We start from the raw sequence: 24,509 nt of genomic DNA, 5'->3' as shown, positions 1-24,509 counted from the left end.
GTTTTGCCATCTGAACAAATCCTTATGGTGTTTCATTCACCTCTACATCTTTCCTTCATATCGTGTTAAAATAGAAAGGTTGATTGACATGAATGCAGAGTGGCCAAGGCTTATGCCTTATGATATATTTCTTCTTACATATATTGTGTAGGATCAGGATTTTTCCATACAAAGAAAGGTTGCCATTCCAATGTAAAAAATACAGTAAATCTCCTATAAATTTTTTTTGCTGACTCCAATAATGAAAGGAACATTTTATGACTACATTACAAGACGAGGTTCAATCCCGACGGACCTTCGCAATCATCTCTCACCCGGATGCCGGGAAAACGACTTTGACAGAAAAATTATTGCTGTTTGGCGGCGCGATCCGTGATGCCGGAACAGTTAAAGCTAGAAAAACAGGGAAGTATGCAACTAGTGACTGGATGGAGATTGAAAAGCAACGGGGAATTTCCGTTACATCTTCAGTCATGCAATTCGATTATGATGATTTCCGTGTCAATATTCTCGATACACCAGGCCACCAAGATTTCAGTGAAGACACATATCGTACACTGATGGCTGTTGATAGCGCCGTGATGATCATCGACTCGGCAAAAGGTATCGAGGATCAGACGGTTAAATTATTCAAAGTTTGCCGGATGAGGGGTATCCCGATTTTCACTTTTATCAATAAAATGGACCGACAAGGTAAAACGCCGCTAGAATTGCTTGCCGAACTCGAAGAGGTATTAGGTATAGAAACATATCCAATGAACTGGCCGATTGGGATGGGAAAAGACTTCGTGGGTATTTACGACAGGTTCAATAATCGGATTGAACAGTTCAAAACTGAAGGGGAAGAGCGTTTCCTTCCGTTGAATGACGAAGGTGAACTCGAAGTGGATCATAAACTTAAGGATTCCCAGTTATATGAGCAAACTTTGGAAGAAATCATGCTGTTGACGGAAGCGGGTAACCAATTCTCTGAAGAAAACATTGCGAATGGAAAACTAAGTCCTGTATTTTTCGGAAGTGCTTTAACGACATTCGGTGTTCAGACATTTTTGGATGCTTATTTGAAATTTGCACCAGCTCCACAAGCACGGATGACAACGTCTGGTGAAATGGACCCTGTCAGTAATGATTTTTCTGGCTTCATTTTTAAGATCCAAGCGAATATGAACCCAAAACACCGTGACCGAATTGCTTTCCTTCGTATCTGCTCCGGTAAATTCGAGCGTGGAATGAGCGTAAACTTGAGCAGGACAGGGAAACCGATTAACCTGTCTTCTTCTACCCAATTCATGGCTGATGATAGGAACACCGTAAATGAAGCGGTAAGCGGAGATATCATCGGTTTATATGATACCGGTAACTACCAGATTGGCGATACGATCACAACAAGCAAAGACATGTTCCAGTTTGAAAGGCTGCCTCAGTTTACACCGGAACTATTCATGAGGGTAACAGCTAAAAACGTCATGAAACAGAAACACTTCCATAAAGGAATTAACCAACTTGTACAAGAAGGGGCAATTCAGCTCTTCAAAACGGTTCGGATGGAAGAATATCTGCTTGGTGCGGTTGGGCAACTTCAATTCGAAGTATTCGAGCATCGAATGAGGAACGAGTACAATGTTGAAGTCGTGATGGAGCGCATGGGCAGCAAGATTACACGCTGGGCTGAAGATGAAAAGCTTGATGAAAATCTTCATAGCTCAAGAAGCATCCTTGTTAAAGACCGGTTTGATAAATATGCATTCTTATTTGAAAATGAGTTTGCACTTCGTTGGTTCCAAGATAAAAATCCTGACGTGGAATTATATAATCCAATGGATTTGAAATAATGGAGAAGCCCGTGTAATATACACGGGCTTTTTTCATTATCATCTGGAGCATTGTTTAAATATCGAAAGGTTTTTTGATAGTACCTTAAACATGTGTCCGCGGCTATATTTACCTGTTATAATGTGGGAAAATTACCTATAGGGCAAATTTATGGAGGAACTTCATAATCAATCAGGCTCCGACTTAACTGTTAAAACAAAATCACTTAGGCGGAGTATTAGCTTGGTACATTGTTTCAGAAACCCCTGACATTTGGGGTGTATATCATTTTAATCAATAGTTTAACTGGAAAACTTCGAATAATGGAGGTTGTTCAGCTTGGAGAATAAGGTCCCTTTTAGGGTCTAAATCTGCAAGCTTTTTTTGTGTAATCCAAAAAAACAGATTCCAGTAATATAAACAATAAAGACTGATGTTATAAATACATAAGTAGGATTCGCACTATTTTCGATTTATAGGTTTCTATTGCCCCGTCTACATCCGCACAGATGACTACAATTACTAATCTTTTTTCATAATCATTAACATATCTCTAGTAATTAGTTGATCTTTTCTATGAATTGATGACTAATTCTAAACCTTGAGTACGATCTTATTACATTGTTGATTTGAAATCTGTTGAAAATGCGGGTATTTTAATCATTACCCCCTGTTTTAAACATGTCGACTTTAGATAAGCGGAAACAGGGAGATAGAAGATGTTAGTAAGCTGTATTTTTGAAAATTAAATAGTAACTAATTGGAAAGGTTAAATAAGAAAATCGTAGTAACTTTTAGTCATGGTAAGAATTGCTGGGATATTCGCGAAACTTCTTAATGAACTGCATAATACTAATAGAAAATTTGTGGCTTTAACCCTGGAGGAGTAAAGCAAAAATAACTTATATTGAACTACCGGGTATGTATTTATAACCAAGCCTACGAAGGTATAGTCGGTTTTATTATTGGAAAATATTGCAGATGAATCAGTATTTTTAAGGATACCATTGGCAAATGGTTAGGTTATAACTTATCACAATTGATTTGGAACTTGATAAAGTACCGAATAATTGTGTGATGTAAGCAAAATGAACATACTTAACATAAAAAGTATCTTCCTTAAAGTTAATAGAGTTTTTAGAACAAAGAGGTGTGTAGCAGTGAAAAAAGGGAAATGGAGTCTACAGTTTACTATTATGATACTGGTGTGTGGGGTAGTAGCCCTATCATTATTTATTACAGATATTCTTATTAGCCAAACAGTTGCGGATACAATAGAGAAGAGCCAGACTGAAAAAGCAGTAAACGTAGCACGCATGGCAGCACAAACGCCGCTTGTAATCGAAGCGTTAAGTGGAAGTGAGAACAATCAGGAAGTTCAGCAATTTACCAATAGGATAAAAAAATCGACAGATGTAGAATTTGTAGTAATAATCGATAATAATGGAATCCGGAAAACTCACCCCGATCCAAGTAAAATAGGAAAAAAATTTGTTGGAGGGGATGAGAAAGATGTATTACGAGGTAGAGAGCACATATCTATTTCCAAAGGGACTTTAGGCAGATCTTTGCGTTCTTTCACCCCTGTTTATGATTCAGAGGATAATCAAATTGGGGCCGTGGTGGTCGGTATTTCTCTTCAAAAAGTTAATGATGCTGTTTTAAAAAGCCGTTTTAATATTTATGTAGGAACGGTTTTTGGAATATTAACCGGAATTGCCGGCGCAATACTTTTGGCAAGGTATATTAAGAAAATATTATTTGGGCTGGAACCTTTTGCTATTGCAAAGGTTTTACAAGAGCGAAATGCCATTTTACAATCAGTTCGGGAGGGAATTATAGCGGTTGATCAGAGTTCAACCATTACTCTTGTAAATAAAGCAGCTTTAAAGATATTTAAAAAAGCGGGTATTAATGAAAATCCAACGGGTAATAAGGTAACTAGTTACATGCCTGGCTCAAACCTGGATAGAATCCTAGAGACCGGAAAGGTCGAATTAGATAAAGAGCAGGATTTAAAAGATAGTGTCTTACTAGTGAATAAGGTGCCAGTATTTGTGAAGGATGAAATCGTAGGTGCCGTGGCTACATTTCGTGATAAAACAGAAATACATCTGCTGGCGGAGCAGCTGACTGGGGTCCGTTTATATGCTGAATCGTTAAGGGCCCAGTCGCACGAATTCATGAACAAGCTTCATGTAATACTTGGTATGGTGCATATGCATTATTATGATCAGCTTGCAGCATATATTAGTGATCTTGTTGACCACAGAGAAAACGAGATTGGCTTTATTACCAAAACCGTTAAAGATCCAGTACTAGCCGGTTTTTTAATTGGAAAACTAAGCTATGCCAGGGAAGCAGGTGCTAAGCTGGCATTATCCTCTGACTTTCAATTGCCAGAACCAGAAAATGCATCTATTACTCATGAGCTAATTACGATAATAGGAAATTTGATTGACAATGCTATAGAAGCAGTGGAAAAAAGGCCCGTTAAACGAATTGAATTAAAGTTTGATTATGCAGATGATATTTTAACTATTGAAGTTCATGATACTGGACAGGGAATATCTGATGCCAATCTTAATCATATCCTTCTAAAAGGATTTACAACAAAAGGAGAGGACAGGGGGATTGGTTTATATTTGGTTAAGGCAAGCCTGGATAAGCTAGGTGGAGATCTCGAAATTAGTTCAAAAGAGGGTCAAGAAACAACGTTTGTGGTTTATATACCATACAAAGCAAGGGTGATGTAGGATGATTAAGGTAATGATCGTAGAAGATGACCCGATGGTTGCAGAGTTCAATAAGCGCTATTTGAATCAAGTCGATGGCTACGAATTAGCTGCTGTCTGTTCCTCAGTGGATCAAGCTCTGACTGTATTGGAGAATCAAAGGATAGGGTTAGTTCTATTAGACATTTTCATGCCTGGGAAAAATGGACTCGATTTACTCTCACAAATTCGAGAAAGTGAAAAAGAAATAGATGTTATTGTCATTTCTGCTGCGTCGGACATTGAGAGGATTCAGAAAGCATTAAGACTAGGTGCTGTTGATTATTTAATTAAGCCGTTTGAATTTGAACGTTTTAACGCGGCCTTATCAGCATATCGGAACAAATCGGATTTTATTCAAGATAAAAATATGTTAAATCAAGAAGAATTAGATTATCGAATATTGCATCAAGAAGAAATTCATTTACCAGAGGAATTACCGAAAGGATTGTCTCAAGATACCTTAAAGATTATATGGAATGTGATACTGGTATTTAAAAATGCTCCCTTTTCAACAGAGGAAGTCGTAAATGTGGCGGGTATATCCAGGGTATCAGTAAGGAAATATTTAAAATTCATGAAGGATATCGGTGTCCTTGATGTTAAGGTAATCTATGGAACGGTAGGCCGACCAGTCTCCCAACACAAATTTAATGATGACAAGAGCCATATTATTCAACGTTATCTGTAAGTAGCCAATGGCTGCTTACTTTTTTTAATTACATAATACTAAAATTAGTTAAATAAGCTAGTGTCCCCCGTAAATGACTACTAAGATATAGACTGGCGATTGAGTTATTTATAGAGTTTTTCACAAGATTGAACAAATAAGCAGTAATGAGGAAATATTTAAGTTTTTAAGTGCTGTATATATATTTTCCTTTTTACAGTTTTCTTTTAGTAATTACCCTTCCCCAGGGAAGAATATACTCTATTGCCTGGTAATGATCATTTTTAAATATACATTTTTAGGAAGAGGGAACGTCTATGACAGCTTATGAAAAGACAAACAAGGGCTTGGAAACAACTTTAAGAGGAAAAGGTATTCTGTCAAACCCTTTTATTAATAAAGGGGTTGCTTTCACTAAGGAAGAAAGAAATGAATTAGGATTGGTAGGCTTACTGCCATCCCAGGTGCTTACTCTTGATGAGCAAGTAAAAAGAGCTTATGAACAATTCTCCACTCAACCTAGCAATATTCGGAAGAATGGAATGTTATATGATTTATTTAATAGGAATGTGGTACTGTTTTACCGCCTTCTTAAAGACCATTTAAGCGAAATACTTCCGATCATTTACACACCTACTGTAGGAGAGGCCATTCAACAGTACTCCCAAGAATATCACCGTCCAGGAGGTCTATACCTATCCATTGATAATATGGAGGGAATGGAAGATGCATTTAAAAACCTGGACCTTTCACCTGATGATATCGATTTAATAGTTGTTACAGATTCTGAAAGTATTCTTGGAATCGGAGATCAGGGAGTTGGTGGAATTAACATTGCCATTGGCAAATTGGCAGTCTACACTGCAGCTGCGGGAATTGATCCAAGCAGGGTGCTGCCTATTGTCCTGGATGTTGGGACTGACAATGAAAGCCTGATTAGTGATCCACTGTATATTGGTAACAGGTTTGGGCGTGTTCGCGGTGATGAATACACCGAATTCATTGATTTATTTGTTGAACATTCTCAAGCTTTCTTCCCAAGGGCATTACTTCACTGGGAAGACTTTGGAAATATAAATGCACGAAATATAATCGATAATTATGGCGAAAAGATTCTCACTTTCAATGATGATATACAAGGTACAGGTGCAGTAACACTAGCCGCCGTAAAGTCTGCATTACAAGTAACTGGTATTCCTTTAAAGGAACAAAGAGTTGTTGTTTTTGGTCCAGGTGCAGCAGGAATCGGTAATGCTGATCAAATGGTTGAAGCCATGATCCTTGATGGTATTTCCAGAGAAGAGGCATATGGTAAATTTTGGGCCGTTGATTATCGTGGATTGTTGATAGATGACATTCCTGATGTTTTGAAATTCCAAAAGTCGTATTGCCGGAAAGCTGAAGAAGTCGAGGAATGGGATCGGAATGAAGTCGGGATTATCCCATTATTAGAGGTAATAAAAAAGGTTAAACCAACCATCTTAATCGGCACCTCTGGTCAAGCAGGGGCTTTCTCAGAAGAAGTTGTAAAAGAAATGGCAAAGCACGTGGAACATCCTATTATTATGCCGATGTCAAATCCGACTCCCTTAGCGGAAGCTGTTCCTGAAGACCTTATAAAGTGGACTCAAGGTAAAGCCTTAATAGCGACAGGAAGCCCGTTTGATGATGTTGACTATAATGGTGTGATTTATACAATCGGACAATCTAATAATGCATATATTTTCCCAGGACTTGGACTTGGTGCAATTGTCGCAGAAGCAACAAAAATCTCTAAAGGCATGCTTGCAGCAGCCTCATCTGCTGTTTCAAGATTATCGGATAGCAGTAAGCCTGGTGCTTCTTTACTCCCTTCAATCAAACAATTGCAAGAGGTTTCTAAATCTGTAGCCATTGAAGTGGCAAAGACAGCCATTGAAGAAGGAGTTGCGAAAGCGGATATAACAGATATTGAAAAAGCAATTACAGAATCCATGTGGAAGCCGGAGTACAAAACTATTCGTGGGAAATAAATCCAGATTATTTTGTTGTTTCATAAGAAAGGGGATCCGTTTTAGGGGAATCTCCGTATAAGTCAGTCATAGTAGAATCTTTTAAATAGGACAATTTTTTGGAAAGAGAAGTGCATCTCGAGTGAATATTGGGAATATATTTTTAACATTAATACCAATCTTTTTTACAATTATTATTGGTTATTTGGGTGGCTATTTTAAAGTTTTTAATTCAGAATCATCCAAAGGGCTTAATACGTTAGTTACAAAATTTGCATTACCTGCACACTTATTCATTGGGATCACAACAACCTCAAAACAAACCTTAATTAATCAATGGTCATTTTTCTTAACTATGACCATAGGTGTTATTGGCTTTTACATTATCCTTTTGATAGTGGCTCGTTTGGTGTTTAAATACGATTTAACTAAAGCATCTATGTTTTCATTAAACGCAACTCAGCCAGCCTTTGCTTTTATGGGGATATCTGTATTAGGCAGTTTGTTTGGGGCGCAAGAGATAGCTATACCTATTGCGATTACCGGTATTGTGGTGAATGCCCTTCTGGATCCATTAGCAACAATAGTTGGTACGGTCGGACAATCCAGATTGGGTAAATCTAAAGATGAAAAAACAAACATTCTGGGTATCGTTTTGCATGGTCTTAGCGAACCGCTTGCATGTATTCCCTTACTTGCTGTTGTATTAACACTATTAGGGTTCCAGGCACCGGATATCATAAAAAATGCTCTCGATCAAATTGGGTCAGTGACATCTGGGGTTGCATTATTTGCTGTTGGTGTAACCGTGGGTATCCGTAAGATTAGCTTACGACCAATTGCTTTTGGTATTTCCATTTTAAAAGTTGTGGCTATTCCATTATATATGATTCTGGTTGCTCATCTAATTGGTCTTGATCATGCAGATACGATTAAAGCTATTTTGCTAGTATCATTTCCGGGCTCTGCTGTAGCGGCAATGATTTCAACTAGATTTGATTCGTTATCAACTGAAACAGCATCTTCATTTGTAATTAGTACCATTTTATCTTTAATTACATTACCTATCTATATATCCTTGTTAATGTAGCCTTCTAAGTATCCATCCTTCTTGGATGGATACTTTTTAACGGAAGTTTGTGAAATACTTAACAAACTTATTGTATAACATTAACCATTTTTTTAAAAGAGTAGATGTTGGCTATTTTTATTTAAGGGGATGGCGTTTGATTAAAGGAGTAAGCCTAGGAAAATGTGTCGCAAATAGTATCGATTGTAAAAATACGCTATTAATCAAAATGAGATTATAATAAAAGAATTTGTGTAATTACATATTCGAATGCAGCAGTTGATGGAATCTAAAAATCTAAATTTTCGGTGGTGTACAGGAATCATTTTTTTACTTACAAAACGTATTTTGTACACAATAATAATATTTATTAATTGGTAAGTTAAAAACCACATTATCTGATGATCAGGAACGGTTTGCAGTTCATTTAGGTGGGACTACGACATAACTGAAAGAATTGTAGGGACATCGGTATTGGATTAAGATAGGGCCTTATTTGGGGGCTAAGCAAAGAAAGGGACTTATATCTTATGGTATATTAGGCTGAACCTATACGAAGTGAAGTATGGGTTTTTGTTTTGTGGTAAAAAGAAATGAAGAATCGAATTCTACTAAAATAGATTATTATTCCTTTGACATTCTCCCGAAACTCCTTTATATTTAGCTAGTACTTTAGTGCTTAAAAGCGTTTCAGTAATCGTGAGGGGTGAAGGTCCGATCCTTACCTCAGAGAATATACAACATGAAAGCGGGGAAATACATCATGCGTCTTGAAGATGCAAAGCTAAAACTCTCCTTACTTGAAGCAATTGGGGTTTTGGCCATTCTATTCTTAATCATTGCAACTGGAATCATACATTATGGACTTGCCCCCCATATTCCAATAATAGCGGCAATCCTTTTCTTATTTGTTTATGGGAAGATCAAAAAGCTGCCATTTTCAATTATGGAGGCGGCTATAGTCAAAGGTGCAGGTACTGGTATGGGAGCCATTTATATATTCTTTTTCATTGGAATGCTGATTTCCATCTGGATGGCAAGCGGGACGATCCCTACCATCATGTACTATGGGTTTGACTGGATTTCTGGTGAATATTTTTATGCGATCACATTTCTGGTGTGTTCGCTAATTGGGCTCTGTATCGGGAGTTCACTTACAACATCAGCCACTATCGGCGTTGCTTTAATAGGTATGGCGGCGGCGATGGATTTATCGTTGGCGATTACAGCCGGTGCAATCATTTCGGGTGCATTTCTTGGGGATAAAATGTCTCCATTATCCGACTCTACCAACCTTGCATCGGGAACGGTTGGAGCACCATTATTTGAACATATTAATAATATGCTTTGGACTACCATTCCAGGTTTTTTAATATCGCTTATCATCTTTTACTTCCTTTCACCGAATGTCAAAGTTGCTCGTGTTGAGGAAATCGAAGCCATGACCAAAGCCCTGGAAATGGAAACGAATATAAGCATATGGAGTTTGATTCCGTTTGTCATCGTTCTAATCATGGCTTTGAAAAAGGTGTCAGCCATTCCGACATTGTCGGCAGGAATCATTTCGGCAGCCATCATCGCTTTCATTCAAACGCCTAATTTGACGGTTGCAAAACTGGCAGATATTTTATACGGCGGATTTGTACTCAAGAGTGGAATGGATCAACTTGACTCAATCTTAACGCGGGGCGGCATTGAAAGTATGATGTTCTCCGTTTCGATGGTGTTGTTGGCATTGGCCATGGGCGGACTATTGTTCGAATTGGGAGTCATCCCTTCTATTTTAAAAGCGATCCAGGATTCATTGACGAGTGTAGCGAAAGTGATTTCCGCTACTGTATTTGCAGGAATCAGTGTGAATTTCCTGGTGGGTGAACAGTATTTGTCAGTCATACTGCCTGGGAAAGCCTTTCAGCAGAAATATGAAGATTTAGGCTTGCAGCCCAAAACGCTTGCGAGGGTACTTGAAGATGCGGGAACAGTTGTGAATCCTCTGGTTCCTTGGGGTGTCTGCGGTGTATTCCTGACACAGGTATTGGGTGTTTCAACCCTTGAATATGCCCCATTTGCATTCTTCTGCCTGCTTTGTCCTTTGCTCAGTCTGATTTCTGGCTTTACGAAAATCGGTATCCATTATAAATGAAAAAAACAGGCGGTCAGTTTTGACTGCCTGTTTTTTTATGGGAACTTTCATAACCTTACAGAGAAGGGAACCCCCTGACATGAACAGAAATATCAGGGGGTAATTGATCGATTATTTTGAAGACGCAATCTCATCTTTTGGGATGGACACGACCTTTTCTTTCTGTTCAAGCAAGTTCATTCGCATAACGACATTTTGGAATATACCCATTGAAAGCATGAGCAGCAGTAAGGAAGATCCTCCATAACTGATGAATGGAAGGGTGATCCCTGTAATAGGGATAAGTCCTGTCACTCCGCCAACATTGATGCCGACTTGAATGCCGATCATGGATGAGATGCCGATCAATAAAAGGCTTCCAAAAGGATCCTTGCATTTTGCTGAAAGTACAAATCCCCTCAGGACGATAAAACCTAGTGTCAATAGAACGAATCCCACTCCGAATATCCCCAGCTCTTCTGCAATGACGGCCATAATGAAATCAGTATGTGATTCAGGCAGGTACCCGTATTTTTGTACACTGTCACCAAGTCCCACTCCAGTAAGGCCGCCGGATCCTATTGCGAATAAGGAATTCACGAGTTGATACCCGCTTTCTCCTGCCTTTCCGAAAGGGTCTGCAAACCCCGTAAAACGAGAAATCTTATTTTCAGAAAGAACGGCTGAGAAATTTCCTGTCACGAGTACCCCTAATGCAAAAATGGCAACGAATATCGCAGTAATCAAAGAGAGTTTGAATATACTCTTAAAAGACATCCCGGATGAAATGATCATGGTACTTGAAATCAGGAAAATGACCGCTGCCGTTCCATAGTCAGGTTGTATTCCGATTAAAAAGCAGATGAATACCAGAAAGAAAATCGGCGGGATGACGGCTTTATCAATACTATTGATTCGATCCTGCCTTTTTCCGTAAATGGCTGCCAGATAAATGATTATGGCTAACTTGGAAAATTCAGCGGGTTGGATCGATTTTGTCCCTAATTTGAACCAGCTTGTGGCATTTCCTGCTGTATGGCCGAAGATAAAGAGCAGCAAAAGGATACCGGCCATTCCAAACATCATAGACATCAAGAACATTTTGTTTTTGTACATCTTATAAGGAAGAATCATCGTGACGATCATTGCCACGAATGAAATGAGAAAGGCCGTTTTTTGTTTCTCAAAGAAGAAATCCATGGGCATGCCGTATCGAGCAACAGCAGTAATCATGCTCGAACTGTAAATCATGACTAAACCAAACAAACAGAGTAATACGACAGCGATGAAAATAGGGAAGTCGTATGCTTTAATTATTCTTTTCACTTGTGCGCTCACCTCAAATATGTATGCGCGAAAAAATCGCCTTCTTATATAGTAACGGAAAATTGTTTATATAGATAATAATTTTTATTCGATAATATGAATTTATCCTCCATAAACCAATATTAAACACTAAAACCTAGAAACTTGTCTGCCGGATTTCCTTTTTGCTTATAGCCTAATTCGGATTCCTATACATTACCTTCGATAGCAAACGTGAATACTCCTTTTAATAACGGAAATTTTTTTACTATATATTCCATTTATCGGTGCTGTATTGTCTGGAAGATTACTATTTAAGGTTATTTGTGGCAAAACTTTATGTGAGCAGTGGATACTGTAAACGAATTTGTTAGAGTAACTCATCTTAAGAGGTATACTTATTTTAACACCGGTTATGTGGCACGGAATCGGGTAGGGATTTAATGAAGAGAGGGAACCGGTTGTGAACTTGGTTCCAATCGATTATATTATACAGGCTGCTGTGTCTCAGGCATGATATAAAGAGGGGTGGGAAAACCTCGTACGTTACGTTTTGTGAATTAGGGAAGGTGTGCCTCCTTGGTCGATCTTAATTAAAAGCATAAAAATGATAGGAAGTACCAATAAAAATAAGGTAAAGCAAGGGGAGTAGTTATGGAAGAAATACATGACAAGCTGGAAGTGTTTTCTCCGGCAACAGGTGAGAAGATTGCGGAAATCATCCCAACACCATTGAAGTCGATTCCTCATATATATAAGAAATCAAGACATGCGTTCCAAGCATGGTCGAATCTTCCCATCAAGGAACGGCTGCACTATTTAAAACGGCTTCGTTTATTGATGGTTGAAAAAATGGATGAAATAGCTGAAGTCATTTCAAAAGATACGGGAAAAGTGAAAATTGAAGCGCTGGTTGCTGACATCATGCCAACGATTGATGCAATCAAGCATATCGAGAAACATGCAGTGAAATCTCTGTCCGGACGGAAGGTCACCACTCCGCTCATGTTAATTGGAAAAAAATCTTATATCCATTATATGCCCCGTGGAACGATTCTCGTCATTTCACCATGGAATTATCCGCTGCAGCTTTCCATGGTACCCATTCTTAATGCTCTAGCAGCGGGAAATACAGTCATCGCCAAGCCCTCAGAGGTAACTCCTTTAGTTGGGATATGCATCGAAAAGCTGTTTCTTGAAGCTGGTTTCCCGGACGGAACTATACAGTTTGCCCATGGAGGGAAAGAATTGGGTTCGGCATTAACTGAGCAAAAGCCAGATTATATATTTTTTACCGGATCTGTAAGGACTGGGAAAATGATTGGTGAGGTCGCAGCAAGACAACTGATCCCAACGACTCTGGAGCTTGGCGGGAAGGATCCGATGATCGTTCTGCGTGATGCTAACCTGGAACGGGCTGTGAACGGGGCTCTTTGGGGGGCTTTCACAAACAGCGGGCAGGTGTGCATGAGTGTTGAAAGGGTTTATGTGGAACGTCCTGTTTATAAGGACTTCCTCATGCTTCTTAAAGAAAAAACGAAGTCCATGAGGCAGGGGGTGCAATCGCAGGATGATATCGGTTCAATGACTTTCCCGGCACAAGTTGAAATTGTGGCTGGACAGCTGGAGGATGCACTGAATAAGGGGGCCGTACTTGAATCCGGAATACCACCGAAAGAGTGGAAAACGGGAGAGACCCATTTCATTCCGCCCACGATTCTGTCCAATGTCGATCATTCCATGAAAATCATGAAAGAAGAAACGTTCGGACCAGTGTTGCCTGTTGTGCCTTTTGATACGGAGGAAGAAGTGATCGCCCTGGCAAATGAAAGTGAATATGGACTCAATTCCAGCGTTTGGACGATGGATAGGGAAAAAGCAAGCAAAATTGCGTCTCGGTTAGTAACGGGAGCGGTGACGATCAATGATGTGCTGATAACGGTTGCGAATCATCATTTACCATTTGGCGGTGCCAAACAAAGCGGGGTTGGCCGCTATCATGGCGAGCATGGGTTAAAGATTTTCTGCCATGAAAAAGCGATCATGATCGATAAAGGTAAAAACAATACAGAAATACAATGGTATCCATATGAAGGAAAATACACGAGTTTCTTATCGCTGTTTCAGAACTACTTTTCTGCCAAACCGAACTGGATTCGTTTCGGCAAAGAATATTTGCGATTGATTAAATTATCCAAAAGGAACAAAAAATGAGATCCATTTATAAAAAAGATTGTTATTTTCATAACGAGCGCGTATACTATTAATATACTTAATAACTGATTTTCCTTTTCAAAGGGGAGTAGCGTTAGGGTTCGCCCTAAAACAAAGTCGTCATTACGTGAATGTTAGACATTCATCGGCTTTGTTGACATGATTTCATGTTCAGCAAGACCTTTGCCTATATGGCAGAGGTCTTTTTATTTTGCCAATGCCAGTAGGAAGGAAATACTAACTATTGGAGGTTGAATGGATGGAAGCATCAATATTATTGGAATATGGCTGGGTCCTTCTTATCTTGGTTGGATTAGAAGGGATACTTGCTGCGGATAATGCAGTCGTCATGGCTGTCATGGTTAAGCATTTGCCAAAAGAACAACAGCGAAAAGCCTTGTTTTATGGTTTGATGGGAGCTTTTGTTTTCCGCTTTGCAAGTTTATTCCTTATTTCCTTTCTTGTCGAGGTGTGGCAAGTTCAAGCAATCGGTGCGATTTACTTACTTTTCATTGCTTTTCAGCACATTTACAAAAAATACGCAGGTAAAGGTGAGAAGGAAATCACGAAACCTAAAAAGCAATCCGGCTTCTGGATGACCGTGGTAAAGGTTGAAGCGGCTGATATAGCTTTCGCAATCGATTCGATGTTGGCTGCCGTCGCACTAGCTGTTACACTTCCTGAAACAGGCTGGATGAAAGTCGGCGGTATTGACGGAGGGCAATTCGCTGTCATGTTCCTCGGCGGCATGATTGGGTTGATCATTATGCGATTTGCAGCAAATGCGTTCGTGAAGTTGCTTCATCAGCGTCCTTCCCTAGAAATGGCTGCATTTTTGATAGTGGGATGGGTAGGAGTGAAGTTGGCGGTACACACACTCGCACACCCTTCACTGGCTGTCATCGATCAACATTTCCCTGAATCAACTCTTTGGAAATCGATTTTCTGGGTCGTATTGATTGGAATTGCAGCAGGTGCATGGATCATTTCAAGCAAAAAAGAAAAAAAAGAAAAAAAAGAAAAAGAAGAGAAAAAAATACAGGAAGCTTAAAAAAACAGGCGTGCTGGTCACGCCTATTTTTTTTGCTTTTTCATGTATTTATGGAGATGACCCTCAAAAGCGCAGGGATGTTTACGAATGATATGTTAAAAGATGTGAATATTAAATTCCGGTTATAAAAATGACAATTGTCCCATTGAATTGGACGGAAATCAGAAAAAAGATAACTTACTGTAATTGCACTGTAATAAACGAGAAAAAACTAAGTATTTTATCATGTTGATATATTATGTGATTTCATTTTTAATGCAAAAATAGTTCTTTTGGTACTGTCTTTTAGACTCCCTCCGCTTAAGATAAGTATGTTGATGCGTATTTTATGTTCAACAGGAGCGAGGTGAGCAAATGCTTGGATTGTTGTTAACAGCATTCAAAAAAAAGCGTTCTTTAGAAGAAACCGTATTGAAAATTCAACAAGGCGATATTAGCCTTCGTAATGATACCATAGAGTCATTTAAACCTTTTATTGCGAAAACAGTGTCATCGGTTTGCAAACGTTACATATATGAATCAGATGATGAATTCAGTATTGGACTGATTGCTTTTAACGAGGCAATCGATAAATATTCCCCGGAAAAAGGCCGTTCTTTATTGGCATTTGCCGAAACCCTCGTTAAACGAAGGGTTATAGATTATATAAGAAGCCAGTCCAAACAAAGAGAACTCCTATTGGATTTATCACTGAATGATGATAATGAGCAAAGCCATATATATTTCGATAATGAAAATTCCATCAATGAATACGAGAAGCAGAAGGAATCGGAAAAAAGAAAAGAAGAAATTCTGCTTTATATAAGCCATCTAGAGGATTTTGGTCTGTCATTTGAGGATTTAGTTGAAAACTCCCCCAAACATGCAGATGCCAGGAAGGGAGCTATTATGATCGCTAAATTGTTAATGGAAGATGACGAACTGAAAGAAATCCTGTTTGCAAAAAAGCGGCTGCCCGTAAAACAGCTTGAGGGAAAAGTGGAAGTAAGCAGAAAAACGATTGAACGGAACAGAAAGTACATCATTGCTGTGGCAATCATAATAAACGGAGATTTTTTGTATTTGAATGATTATATAAAAGGGGCTATCGATGGATGAAAAAAGGAGTTATTCTTTCAGTTAATAAGCGATTTGTAACCCTATTGACCCCCGAGGGTGAATTTCTGAAAACCAAAAGGCAGGAACGGGTATATGAAGTGGGTGAGGAAATCACTTTTTCACCTGCTAAACAAAAGTTCACTTTAGCCTTTTCCAAGTTTCATTCATCTTTCAAAAAAACGGCCGTGCTAAGCATTGCCTCCACCTTCTTGATTCTGTTTTTGATTCTTCCTTCTTATTTCTCCGGTCCTGTGTCGGCATATATGACGATAGATGTGAATCCAAGCATTGAATTGGAGCTTGACGATGATTTAGAAGTTCTCAAACTTACCGGTTTAAATGAAGACGGCAAGCTTGTGATTGGTCAGCTGAAGGACTGGAAAGGCAAGGATATAAAGACTATTACAAACCGGATCATTGAAACGACGAAGCAACTTGGTTATTTGAAAGGAAATAAACAAATTGTCGTTTCCACAACGTTATTGGAAAAAGATAAAGAACTGGATAAGAATTTAAAAGAAGAGATAAAAGAAATTTCTGAGCAGGATAATGTTTCTAACACAAAAATGAAAGTGATCCAGGCAACAAAAAGCGATCGGAAGCAAGCAAGGGAACAAGGCATATCCACGGGTAAGTATCTCGAAAAGAAGTTGAATGAAGATAAAGATAAGGTAAAAGTCAATAAGAGGGAGCCTGCTCCAGCACCAGATAAAAAAGTTGAGGAAAAGGTTGTTATTCCGAAAGAGAAGAGCGTGACGCTGAGTACGGAAAACAAATCGGATGGAGAAAAGAAAAAAGAGAATAATGATATTGAAATAAAGCAAAAGCCGGCCAATGAAGCCAAACCGACTGAACGGAAAAACGCGGGTATGGAAGTTACCAAAGTTAAGGAACAAACTGAACGGGAAGATACAATTGGAAAACGGAATGCAATAAATGGATATAAGGAAAAAAGCAACGAGTCAAAAGGAAAATCCGATAGCGACCACAGCAACCAATCAAAGAACAAGCAGAAAAATGCAAAGAATGATAAAAAGTTCGATGTAAAAAAGGTTTCATCAGCCAAAGAAAATAATAATAATGATCATATAGAGCACGAAAATAAAAATAAACAAGTTAACCAAGTGAAGCAGGTTAAACGGGATAAGCAAGCAAAACAGGATAATAAGCAAAATAAACAAAATAAGCAAGATTGGGAGAAGTCGAAAAGGGGTAAAGGCAATAATGGAAACGGAAATGGACATAATGATTAAAAAGAGTCCAGCATGCTGCTGGACTCTTAGCCATGGATATTTAATTGTGTTAGGAATTATTGACCTTTAAGTTGAGATTGTGCTTGTTGTACAAGACGTTTAGTGATTTCTCCGCCAACTGAACCATTGGCACGTGCTGAAGTATCGGAACCTAATTGTACACCGAATTCAGATGCAATTTCATATTTGATTTGTTCTAGTGCTTGTTCGATTCCAGGAACAAGAAGATTGTTGCTGCTGTTAGCCATTTTTGAATCTCCCCTTTACTTTTTCAACGGCTTTTGCCGCTGTAATGATAGTATAAGTAGAATGTCGAGTTTTACTTATATGAGCAGCATCAAACTTATTGGTAAACCTGCCTTTTTGTTGTAAGTAAGTCAGTTTTAAAAGAGAATGGAAAAAAGAATGAAAAAAGGGTAAACTAGATTTTTAATGGTTATGTGATTCACATAACTATATAGGAGTAAGAAAGGAAACTCTCTATGTTTGCTATCAAAAAAATATTATCAAAGTTAACACCAGCTCAGCTTATTGTCGGTTATTATTTTTTGGCCGTAACTATCTCGACCGTACTGTTGAGTTTGCCGGTTGCTCTGAAGCCAGGCGTGGAATTTAAATTCATGGATGCTTTATTCACAGCCGTAAGTGCAGTTAGTGTGACAGGTCTGACAGTTGTTAGTTTGCCCGAAGTGTATAATGAGGTAGGCTATTTCATTCTAATGTTCGTTCTCCAATTTGGCGGTATTGGCATCATGACACTTGGAACTTTTTTCTGGCTTATAGTGGGCAAGAAAATCGGTTTGAAGGAAAGGCAATTGATCATGACTGATCAAAACCAATCGAACCTCTCGGGCCTTGTTAAATTATTGATCCAAATCATACAGATATTTGTCGTAATTGAAATGATTGGAGCTCTCGTTTTAGGCATTTACTTTCTGAATTATTTTCCAGACTGGAAAGAGGCCTTTTTAAATGGCTTATTTTTAGCCGTAAGTGCCACCACGAATGCTGGTTTTGATATTACCGGTATATCGATGATTCCATTTAAAGACGATTATTTTGTACAGTTCATTACGATTATCCTGCTTACCCTTGGCGCCATTGGGTTTCCTGTCTTGATTGAGCTGAAAGAGTTTTTGTCCAATAGGGCCCGTACTTATAAGTTTCATTTTTCTTTGTTCACGAAGCTGACCTCAGTCACTTTCTTTTCCCTTATCATTGGGGGAACGATCTTGGTTTATCTTTTGGAAATAAATGGGTTCTTTAAAAATAAGAGCTGGCATGAATCGTTCTTCTACTCTTTATTTATGTCCTCCAATACGCGAAGCGGCGGGTTAACAACCATGAATGTGAGTGACTTTTCGGAACCGACCCTTTTATTGATGAGCATCTTGATGTTCATTGGAGCATCCCCAAGTTCAGTCGGGGGAGGAATCCGGACAACTACACTGGCCATCATGATTTTATTTTTATGGAATTTCATGAGAGGAAGGCGTTCCATTAAAGTGTTCAAACGGGAGATTCATCCCGATGATATCCGAAAAGCGACAGCAGTTATGATCATGGGGTCCCTCCTTTGCATAATGGCGGTCTTCATTTTATCAATTACTGAAAATTTTACTTTGATGCAAATCATTTTTGAGGTATGTTCGGCTTTCGGTTCAGTCGGCCTTTCGATGGGAATCACGCCTGACCTCAGCAATACCGGTAAAATTGTCATAATGATCATTATGTTCATTGGCCGTGTCGGGATAACCTCCCTCCTGTATATCATAGGCCATAAAGAAGTTACGGAAAATTTCCATTATCCAAAAGAACGCGTCATCATTGGGTAAATGATTTAAGTTTAACAGTGACCTTTCCATCGGTGGAAAGGTTTTTTGTGTTGTTTGCAGGAATCTTGGATAAAATGTTGAAATTTACCTATTAAGTGAGTTTTCCACCATTTCTATTTAAAAGATATGCTAATTTGACCCCTTACTTGGAATTAGATCGGATGAAATATAAATCATTTTGGTAAGGAGGTGGAAGAAATGAAGAAATATACAGGAAGAATCTTTGTCCCTGCCCTTTTCTTCATATTGATACTGCCCTATATAGGGTGGCTGGGTCATGAAGAACGCAGGTTTTCCGCCTTTGCAGGAATATATTTAATCGTAATTTTAACCATAGCCTGGTGTTTGGGTGCCATCTTTGATCATAAATGTAAAACGATTGCTTTATTGCAGGATAGCGAAGGGCGTTATCGCATTATCTCCAATTACTCCAAAGAACTGGTCAATAGCTTCAATGAGGTTATTTTCCAAACGGATGATAAAGGAAATTGGCTGTACTTAAACCCGGCATGGAAATCGATGAGTGGTGCAACCGTGAATGAATCCCTAGGGCTTCACTTTTCTAAACATATGGATAACAATTCTTATCAAGACGTATTAAAGGCCTTTGCGGACACCTTTCATCGAGGGAATAAATATTTTCGTGCGGACATCAAACTAAATGCGAAAAAGGGAACAAGTTGGGTTGAAGCATTCGTTAAACTAATTTATGATGACGCTGGGAAATTCATCGGGACGGCGGGCATATTATCGGAAATCAATGAACGTAAACATGCGGAGGAAAAGCTTGTGAGCCTAAACGAACATTTGGCAATCACATCAAGCAAATTATCAACGGCTGCCCAACTTGCGGCAGGGATTGCACATGAGGTCAGGAACCCGATGACAGCGATAATGGGATTCGTGAAGTTGATTAAAGATGGCGGTGCCGAAAAGCAGGAGTACTATGATATTATTTTTTCGGAAATAAATCGAATTGAGGAAGTGCTGAATGAACTTTTGCTGCTATCGAAACCTGCTGAGGCGGTTTTTCTTGAGAAGGATCTAAAGGAAAGCTGCAACCATGTCGTGACGCTATTGGAGACAAACGCCGTACTGAACAATATTCAGATTCATAAAAATTATGATTCGGAACCTATTTTTATGTACTTTGATGAAAACCAAATCAAGCAAGTACTAATAAACATGATAAAAAATTCCATAGAATCGATGCCGAATGGCGGAAATATTTTTGTGAGCATAAATGGGGAAAATGGGGAAGTTGTTTTGGGCATTTTGGACGAAGGGGAGGGTATTCCGGAAAACTCCCTGCAAAAAGTAGGAGAACCATTTTTTACTACAAAAACATCAGGAACGGGATTGGGTCTTTCCGTTTGTTTTAGAATCATCGAAAATCATGGCGGAAAAGTTTACATCACAAGTGAACTGAAAAAAGGTACGAAAATCGTTTGTATATTTCCCACCGTCCAACAAAAGGAATATAGTGGGAACAAAAAGGTCCAGGTACAGGGCTTTGAATGATAAGAAAATAAATGATTTAATTATTGAAAAAATCTGAATGTTGTGTATATACTTTAAAAGTAATAACATACTAACCGGTTAGTAAGTTTAAAAGGAGGAATCAATTTGAACTTTGAACATACTCAAAAGGTGAAAAACTTGGAAAAGAAGTTAACGGAATTCATGGAAAAGCATGTATACCCAAATGAATCAATATACAAAAAGCAGCTCGAAGCACAGAAGAGCCGCTGGAGTGAAATACCCCCGGTATTATCTGAATTGACGGCAAAAGCAAAGGAAGAAGGATTATGGAATTTATTTTTACCTGATAGCGATTATGGTGCGGGTTTAACAAATCTAGAATATGCCCCGCTTTGTGAAATCATGGGTAGGTCGACGATAGGACCTGAAATCTTCAACTGTAATGCGCCGGACACTGGTAATATGGAAGTGTTGGTGAGATACGGCTCAGATGAACATAAAGAACGCTGGCTGAAGCCCTTGCTTGCTGGGGAAATCCGCTCATGCTTCTCGATGACGGAACCGGAAGTGGCGTCTTCCGATGCGACCAATATCGAATGCAGGATAGAAAAGACGGGTAATGAGTATGTCATAAACGGCCGAAAATGGTGGTCTTCAGGAGCAGGCGATCCTCGATGCAAGATTGCCATCGTCATGGGTAAGACAGATCCTGAGGCGTCCAAGCATGAACAACAGTCAATGATTCTTGTACCGCTGGATACACCGGGTGTCAAAATCGAGAGAATGCTCCCTGTTTTTGGCTATGATCATGCCCCGCATGGCCATGCTGAAATCACTTTTGAAAATGTGAGGGTTCCGGCAACGAATATTCTATGGGGGGAAGGTAAAGGATTTGCAATTGCCCAAGGACGACTCGGACCCGGAAGGATACATCATTGCATGAGGCTGATCGGCGCTGCTGAAAGAGCACTTGAAGAATTATGTAAGCGCATTCAAAACCGTGTCGCTTTTGGTAAAACATTGGCGAGACAAGGTGTGATCATGGAGTGGGTTGCCGATTCACGGATTGAAATCGAACAAGCAAGACTTCTGACCTTAAAAGCTGCTTATATGATGGATACTGTCGGGAACAAGGAAGCGAAGGCCGAGATTGCCATGATAAAAGTGGTGGCGCCAAATATGGCATTGAAAGTGCTGGACAGGGCCATCCAAGGCTTTGGAGCTGCAGGGATTTCCGATGATTTCCCTTTTGCTGCACATTGGGCAAATGCACGGACGTTAAGGCTTGCTGATGGTCCCGATGAAGTTCACCGCTCACAAGTTGCTAAAATAGAACTTCGAAAATACCAACAAAAGCATGAGGTGAAAATATGAAAGTTACCGACTTATTCGATCTGACTGGAAAGACGGCGATCATAACCGGCGGAGGGAGAGGATTGGGAGCACAAATAGCGACCGGCTTTGCCGAAGCCGGGGCAAATGTCGTTCTTTGTTCAAGGAAGAAGGAGGCATGCGACGAAGTTGCTTCGCAAATCGAAAAGCTTGGAGTCAAGGCGCTTTCCTTCAAGTGTGATATCACCAATCCGTCAGATGTACAGGAGGTTGTTAACGAAACTTACCGTGAATTCGGTGCCATCGACATTTTAGTAAACAATAGCGGGGCATCCTGGGGGGCACCGGCCGTCGACATGCCCCTTGAAGCGTGGCAGAAGGTGATGAATGTCAATGTAACCGGAACCTTTATCATGAGCCAGACAGCAGGAAGGGTCATGATTGAGCAGGGACATGGGAAAATCATAAACATCGCTTCCGTCGCCGGATTAGGGGGGACCGACCCTAGGGTGCTCGATACGGTCGGCTATAATACGAGTAAAGGGGCGGTCATTACTTTAACAAAGGATTTAGCTGTTAAATGGGGTCAGCATAATATCAATGTAAATGCAATCGCACCTGGATTCTTTCCGACAAAAATGACGAAAGGGGTTCTTGAGCAAGGGAAGAATCCTATCTTGGATTCCACGCCGCTAAAAAGATTAGGGAGTGATGATGATTTAAAAGGGGCAGCGGTTTTCCTGGCCTCGAAGGCATCTGATTTTGTTACTGGAAATATCTTGATTGTCGATGGGGGTTCACATGCAAAGTAATGAAAGGTAAGTAAATATGGCTGGAGGGTATGAAATGATGAAAAAATGGCTGTCCGTTTATCCTGATTCAATTTCAAAGGAAATAAATGTCCCTGAGTTTCCGATGCAGAGAATCCTTCAAAATGCATGTCAGTCCTATCCAAACAATACAGCTATTACTTTTTATGACCGAAAGATATCTTATCAGGAACTTTTTCATGCATCGCAAGCCTTTGCTTCAGCCCTGCAAAAAAAAGGTGTTCAAAAAGGCGACCGTGTCGCCATCATGCTGCCTAACTGTCCGCAATACGTCATTGCGTATTATGGTTCGTTGACAACAGGAGCGATTATCACTCAAATCAACCCAATGCTGGTTGAAAGGGAGCTGCAGCACATTTTACAGGACTCCGGTGCAGAAACGATCGTGGTATTGGACGGATTATACCCGAAAGTGAAAAGTGTTCAGCAACATGCAAATCTGAAAAATATTATCGCCGTAAGCCTTCAGCCTTCGGATGCAGATTTCCAGCCTGATGCTTCTTTTGACCAATTCATGAAGACAGGAGACGGGAAAATCAATCCAGTATCAATCGATCCGGAAAATGATATAGCCGTTCTTCAGTACACAGGTGGTACGACTGGCCGTTCAAAAGGGGCGATGCTGTCTCACAGCAATATTCTGGCCAATGTCGTTCAATCGTATGAATTCTTCAAGCATGAATTAAAAATGGGATCTGAAAGAACGCTGTCGGTCATCCCGCTTTTTCATGTTTTTGGAATGACGTCCGCAATGAATTTATCCGTGTATATCGCGGGTGACTCGATCATGCTGCCACGATTTGAAATAGAAGAAGTGCTGGAAACGATAAAGCGTGAACAGCCGACCACTTTTCCTGGTGTACCTACCATGTATGTAGCGTTGACGAATCACCCGAAGGCAGAAGAATATGGAATGGGCTCAATTCAGGTCTGTAACAGCGGAAGTGCACCGATGCCCGTGGAACTGCTGCGTGAGTTCGAACGAAAATCAGGTGCAAAGATATTGGAAGGCTACGGTCTTACGGAAGCTTCGCCAACAACTCATTGTAATCCCGTATTTGCAAAAAGGAAGCCGGGGAGCGTCGGGATCGGAATCCCTTCGACTGAATATAAAGTGATGGACCTGGGAGACGGGACAAAAGAAGTGGCCACTGGCGAAATGGGGGAATTGGTCGTCAAAGGACCACAAGTGATGAAAGGGTACTGGAATATGCCGGAGGAAACGGCGGTAACCCTTAGGGATGGTTGGCTTTATACGGGTGATATCGCCAAAGTTGATGAAGACGGGTATCTCTATATTGTCGACAGGAAAAAAGATTTGATCATCGCAAGTGGTTATAATATATATCCGCGAGATGTGGAGGAAGTGCTTTATGAACATCCTGCTGTCCAGGAAGCGGTTGTCATCGGCGTTCCGGATGCGTACCGAGGGGAGTCGGTAAAAGCGGTGCTTGTACTTAAAAATAATAAAACGGCAAATGAACGGGAAATCATCGATTACTGCCGTGCCAATCTATCGGCCTATAAAGTTCCGCATTTCGTTGAATTTCGTGAAGAGTTACCGAAAACAAATGTCGGAAAGATTTTAAGGCGGGCTTTAAGAGAAGAACTTTCCAGGAAATAAGTGGGCTTTGATAGTACGAAAGCGTATGATATCAATTCAGCTGAAAT

17 protein-coding genes are annotated in these 24,509 nt (G+C 39.8%); 15 read left to right on the top strand and 2 right to left on the bottom strand.

The window, feature by feature from the left end:
- The first annotated feature begins 257 nt into the window (after positions 1-257).
- From ACIQZD_RS08580 to nhaC, 6 genes are all read left to right on the top strand, one after another.
- On the top strand, positions 258-1,832 hold the full coding sequence (locus tag ACIQZD_RS08580; RefSeq protein WP_402900762.1) for a peptide chain release factor 3: 1,575 nt from the start codon (positions 258-260) through the stop codon (positions 1,830-1,832).
- A gap of 1,140 nt (positions 1,833-2,972) precedes the next feature.
- Positions 2,973-4,568 (top strand): DcuS/MalK family sensor histidine kinase, encoded by a 1,596-nt coding sequence (dcuS, locus tag ACIQZD_RS08575; protein WP_402900759.1) that lies wholly within the window; start codon positions 2,973-2,975, stop codon positions 4,566-4,568.
- 1 nt (position 4,569) lies between these two features.
- On the top strand, positions 4,570-5,277 hold the full coding sequence (locus ACIQZD_RS08570) for a response regulator (RefSeq protein ID WP_402900756.1): 708 nt from the start codon (positions 4,570-4,572) through the stop codon (positions 5,275-5,277).
- Positions 5,278-5,573: 296 nt separating this feature from the next.
- Positions 5,574-7,268 carry an NAD-dependent malic enzyme gene (locus ACIQZD_RS08565; protein WP_402900753.1) on the top strand — a complete coding sequence of 565 codons (1,695 nt, stop codon included), beginning with the start codon at positions 5,574-5,576 and terminating at the stop codon, positions 7,266-7,268.
- Between the two features lie 121 nt (positions 7,269-7,389).
- The gene (locus ACIQZD_RS08560) at positions 7,390-8,337 is read left to right on the top strand and encodes an AEC family transporter (protein ID WP_402900750.1); all 948 of its coding nucleotides are present in this window, start codon (positions 7,390-7,392) and stop codon (positions 8,335-8,337) included.
- A gap of 742 nt (positions 8,338-9,079) precedes the next feature.
- Entirely contained in the window at positions 9,080-10,459 is a 1,380-nt protein-coding gene (nhaC, locus tag ACIQZD_RS08555) for a Na+/H+ antiporter NhaC (protein WP_402900747.1), read from the top strand.
- A 111-nt stretch (positions 10,460-10,570) separates the two neighbouring features.
- On the opposite strand, the gene ACIQZD_RS08550 is transcribed toward nhaC, so the two are convergent.
- Complete coding sequence (locus tag ACIQZD_RS08550; RefSeq protein ID WP_402900744.1) at positions 10,571-11,764, bottom strand: FtsW/RodA/SpoVE family cell cycle protein; 1,194 nt, start codon at positions 11,762-11,764, stop codon at positions 10,571-10,573.
- A 633-nt stretch (positions 11,765-12,397) separates the two neighbouring features.
- Between ACIQZD_RS08550 and ACIQZD_RS08545 the strand changes: the two genes are divergently transcribed.
- The 4 genes from ACIQZD_RS08545 (at position 12,398) to ACIQZD_RS08530 (ending at position 17,359) form a co-directional block, all read left to right on the top strand.
- Positions 12,398-13,957, top strand: a complete 1,560-nt coding sequence (locus tag ACIQZD_RS08545) for an aldehyde dehydrogenase family protein (protein ID WP_402900741.1) — start codon at positions 12,398-12,400, stop codon at positions 13,955-13,957.
- Between the two features lie 259 nt (positions 13,958-14,216).
- On the top strand, positions 14,217-15,008 hold the full coding sequence (locus ACIQZD_RS08540; protein WP_402900738.1) for a TerC family protein: 792 nt from the start codon (positions 14,217-14,219) through the stop codon (positions 15,006-15,008).
- 354 nt (positions 15,009-15,362) lie between these two features.
- Positions 15,363-16,106 carry an RNA polymerase sigma factor SigI gene (gene sigI / locus ACIQZD_RS08535; protein WP_402900735.1) on the top strand — a complete coding sequence of 248 codons (744 nt, stop codon included), beginning with the start codon at positions 15,363-15,365 and terminating at the stop codon, positions 16,104-16,106.
- Complete coding sequence (locus ACIQZD_RS08530) at positions 16,103-17,359, top strand: anti-sigma-I factor RsgI family protein (protein WP_402900732.1); 1,257 nt, start codon at positions 16,103-16,105, stop codon at positions 17,357-17,359. The genes sigI and ACIQZD_RS08530 overlap by 4 nt, the downstream gene beginning before the upstream one ends.
- Before the next feature lie 56 nt (positions 17,360-17,415).
- On the opposite strand, the gene ACIQZD_RS08525 is transcribed toward ACIQZD_RS08530, so the two are convergent.
- Positions 17,416-17,607, bottom strand: a complete 192-nt coding sequence (locus tag ACIQZD_RS08525; RefSeq protein ID WP_034314196.1) for an alpha/beta-type small acid-soluble spore protein — start codon at positions 17,605-17,607, stop codon at positions 17,416-17,418.
- Positions 17,608-17,841: 234 nt separating this feature from the next.
- Here ACIQZD_RS08525 and ACIQZD_RS08520 point away from each other — a divergent pair, with 234 nt between their 5' ends.
- The 5 genes from ACIQZD_RS08520 to ACIQZD_RS08500 all read left to right on the top strand — a co-directional run bounded on the left by ACIQZD_RS08520 (position 17,842) and on the right by ACIQZD_RS08500 (position 24,462).
- Positions 17,842-19,194 (top strand): TrkH family potassium uptake protein, encoded by a 1,353-nt coding sequence (locus tag ACIQZD_RS08520; protein WP_402900729.1) that lies wholly within the window; start codon positions 17,842-17,844, stop codon positions 19,192-19,194.
- 198 nt (positions 19,195-19,392) lie between these two features.
- The gene (locus ACIQZD_RS08515) at positions 19,393-20,715 is read left to right on the top strand and encodes an ATP-binding protein (protein WP_402900726.1); all 1,323 of its coding nucleotides are present in this window, start codon (positions 19,393-19,395) and stop codon (positions 20,713-20,715) included.
- 105 nt (positions 20,716-20,820) lie between these two features.
- Entirely contained in the window at positions 20,821-22,050 is a 1,230-nt protein-coding gene (locus tag ACIQZD_RS08510; protein WP_402900721.1) for an acyl-CoA dehydrogenase, read from the top strand.
- Entirely contained in the window at positions 22,047-22,820 is a 774-nt protein-coding gene (locus ACIQZD_RS08505) for an SDR family oxidoreductase (RefSeq protein ID WP_402900717.1), read from the top strand. Before ACIQZD_RS08510 ends, ACIQZD_RS08505 begins: the two co-directional genes overlap by 4 nt.
- 34 nt (positions 22,821-22,854) lie before the next feature.
- On the top strand, positions 22,855-24,462 hold the full coding sequence (locus tag ACIQZD_RS08500) for a long-chain-fatty-acid--CoA ligase (protein WP_402900714.1): 1,608 nt from the start codon (positions 22,855-22,857) through the stop codon (positions 24,460-24,462).
- Positions 24,463-24,509: the final 47 nt, after the last annotated feature.

It is taken from the genome of Peribacillus sp. NPDC096447 (assembly GCF_044762725.1).
Classification (GTDB): Bacteria; Bacillota; Bacilli; order Bacillales; family DSM-1321; genus Peribacillus.
Note: the sequence above shows the minus strand (reverse complement) of the source record. Positions and strands in the feature narration are given on the sequence as shown.

Coding starts and splice junctions, on each gene's coding strand:
- ACIQZD_RS08580 (WP_402900762.1), top strand. CDS start 258: ATGACTACATTACAAGACGAGGTTCAATCCCGACGGACCTTCGCAATC.
- ACIQZD_RS08570 (WP_402900756.1), top strand. CDS start 4,570: ATGATTAAGGTAATGATCGTAGAAGATGACCCGATGGTTGCAGAGTTC.
- ACIQZD_RS08565 (WP_402900753.1), top strand. CDS start 5,574: ATGACAGCTTATGAAAAGACAAACAAGGGCTTGGAAACAACTTTAAGA.
- nhaC (WP_402900747.1), top strand. CDS start 9,080: ATGCGTCTTGAAGATGCAAAGCTAAAACTCTCCTTACTTGAAGCAATT.
- ACIQZD_RS08545 (WP_402900741.1), top strand. CDS start 12,398: ATGGAAGAAATACATGACAAGCTGGAAGTGTTTTCTCCGGCAACAGGT.
- ACIQZD_RS08540 (WP_402900738.1), top strand. CDS start 14,217: ATGGAAGCATCAATATTATTGGAATATGGCTGGGTCCTTCTTATCTTG.
- sigI (WP_402900735.1), top strand. CDS start 15,363: ATGCTTGGATTGTTGTTAACAGCATTCAAAAAAAAGCGTTCTTTAGAA.
- ACIQZD_RS08530 (WP_402900732.1), top strand. CDS start 16,103: ATGAAAAAAGGAGTTATTCTTTCAGTTAATAAGCGATTTGTAACCCTA.
- ACIQZD_RS08525 (WP_034314196.1), bottom strand. CDS start 17,607: ATGGCTAACAGCAGCAACAATCTTCTTGTTCCTGGAATCGAACAAGCA.
- ACIQZD_RS08520 (WP_402900729.1), top strand. CDS start 17,842: ATGTTTGCTATCAAAAAAATATTATCAAAGTTAACACCAGCTCAGCTT.
- ACIQZD_RS08515 (WP_402900726.1), top strand. CDS start 19,393: ATGAAGAAATATACAGGAAGAATCTTTGTCCCTGCCCTTTTCTTCATA.
- ACIQZD_RS08505 (WP_402900717.1), top strand. CDS start 22,047: ATGAAAGTTACCGACTTATTCGATCTGACTGGAAAGACGGCGATCATA.
- ACIQZD_RS08500 (WP_402900714.1), top strand. CDS start 22,855: ATGATGAAAAAATGGCTGTCCGTTTATCCTGATTCAATTTCAAAGGAA.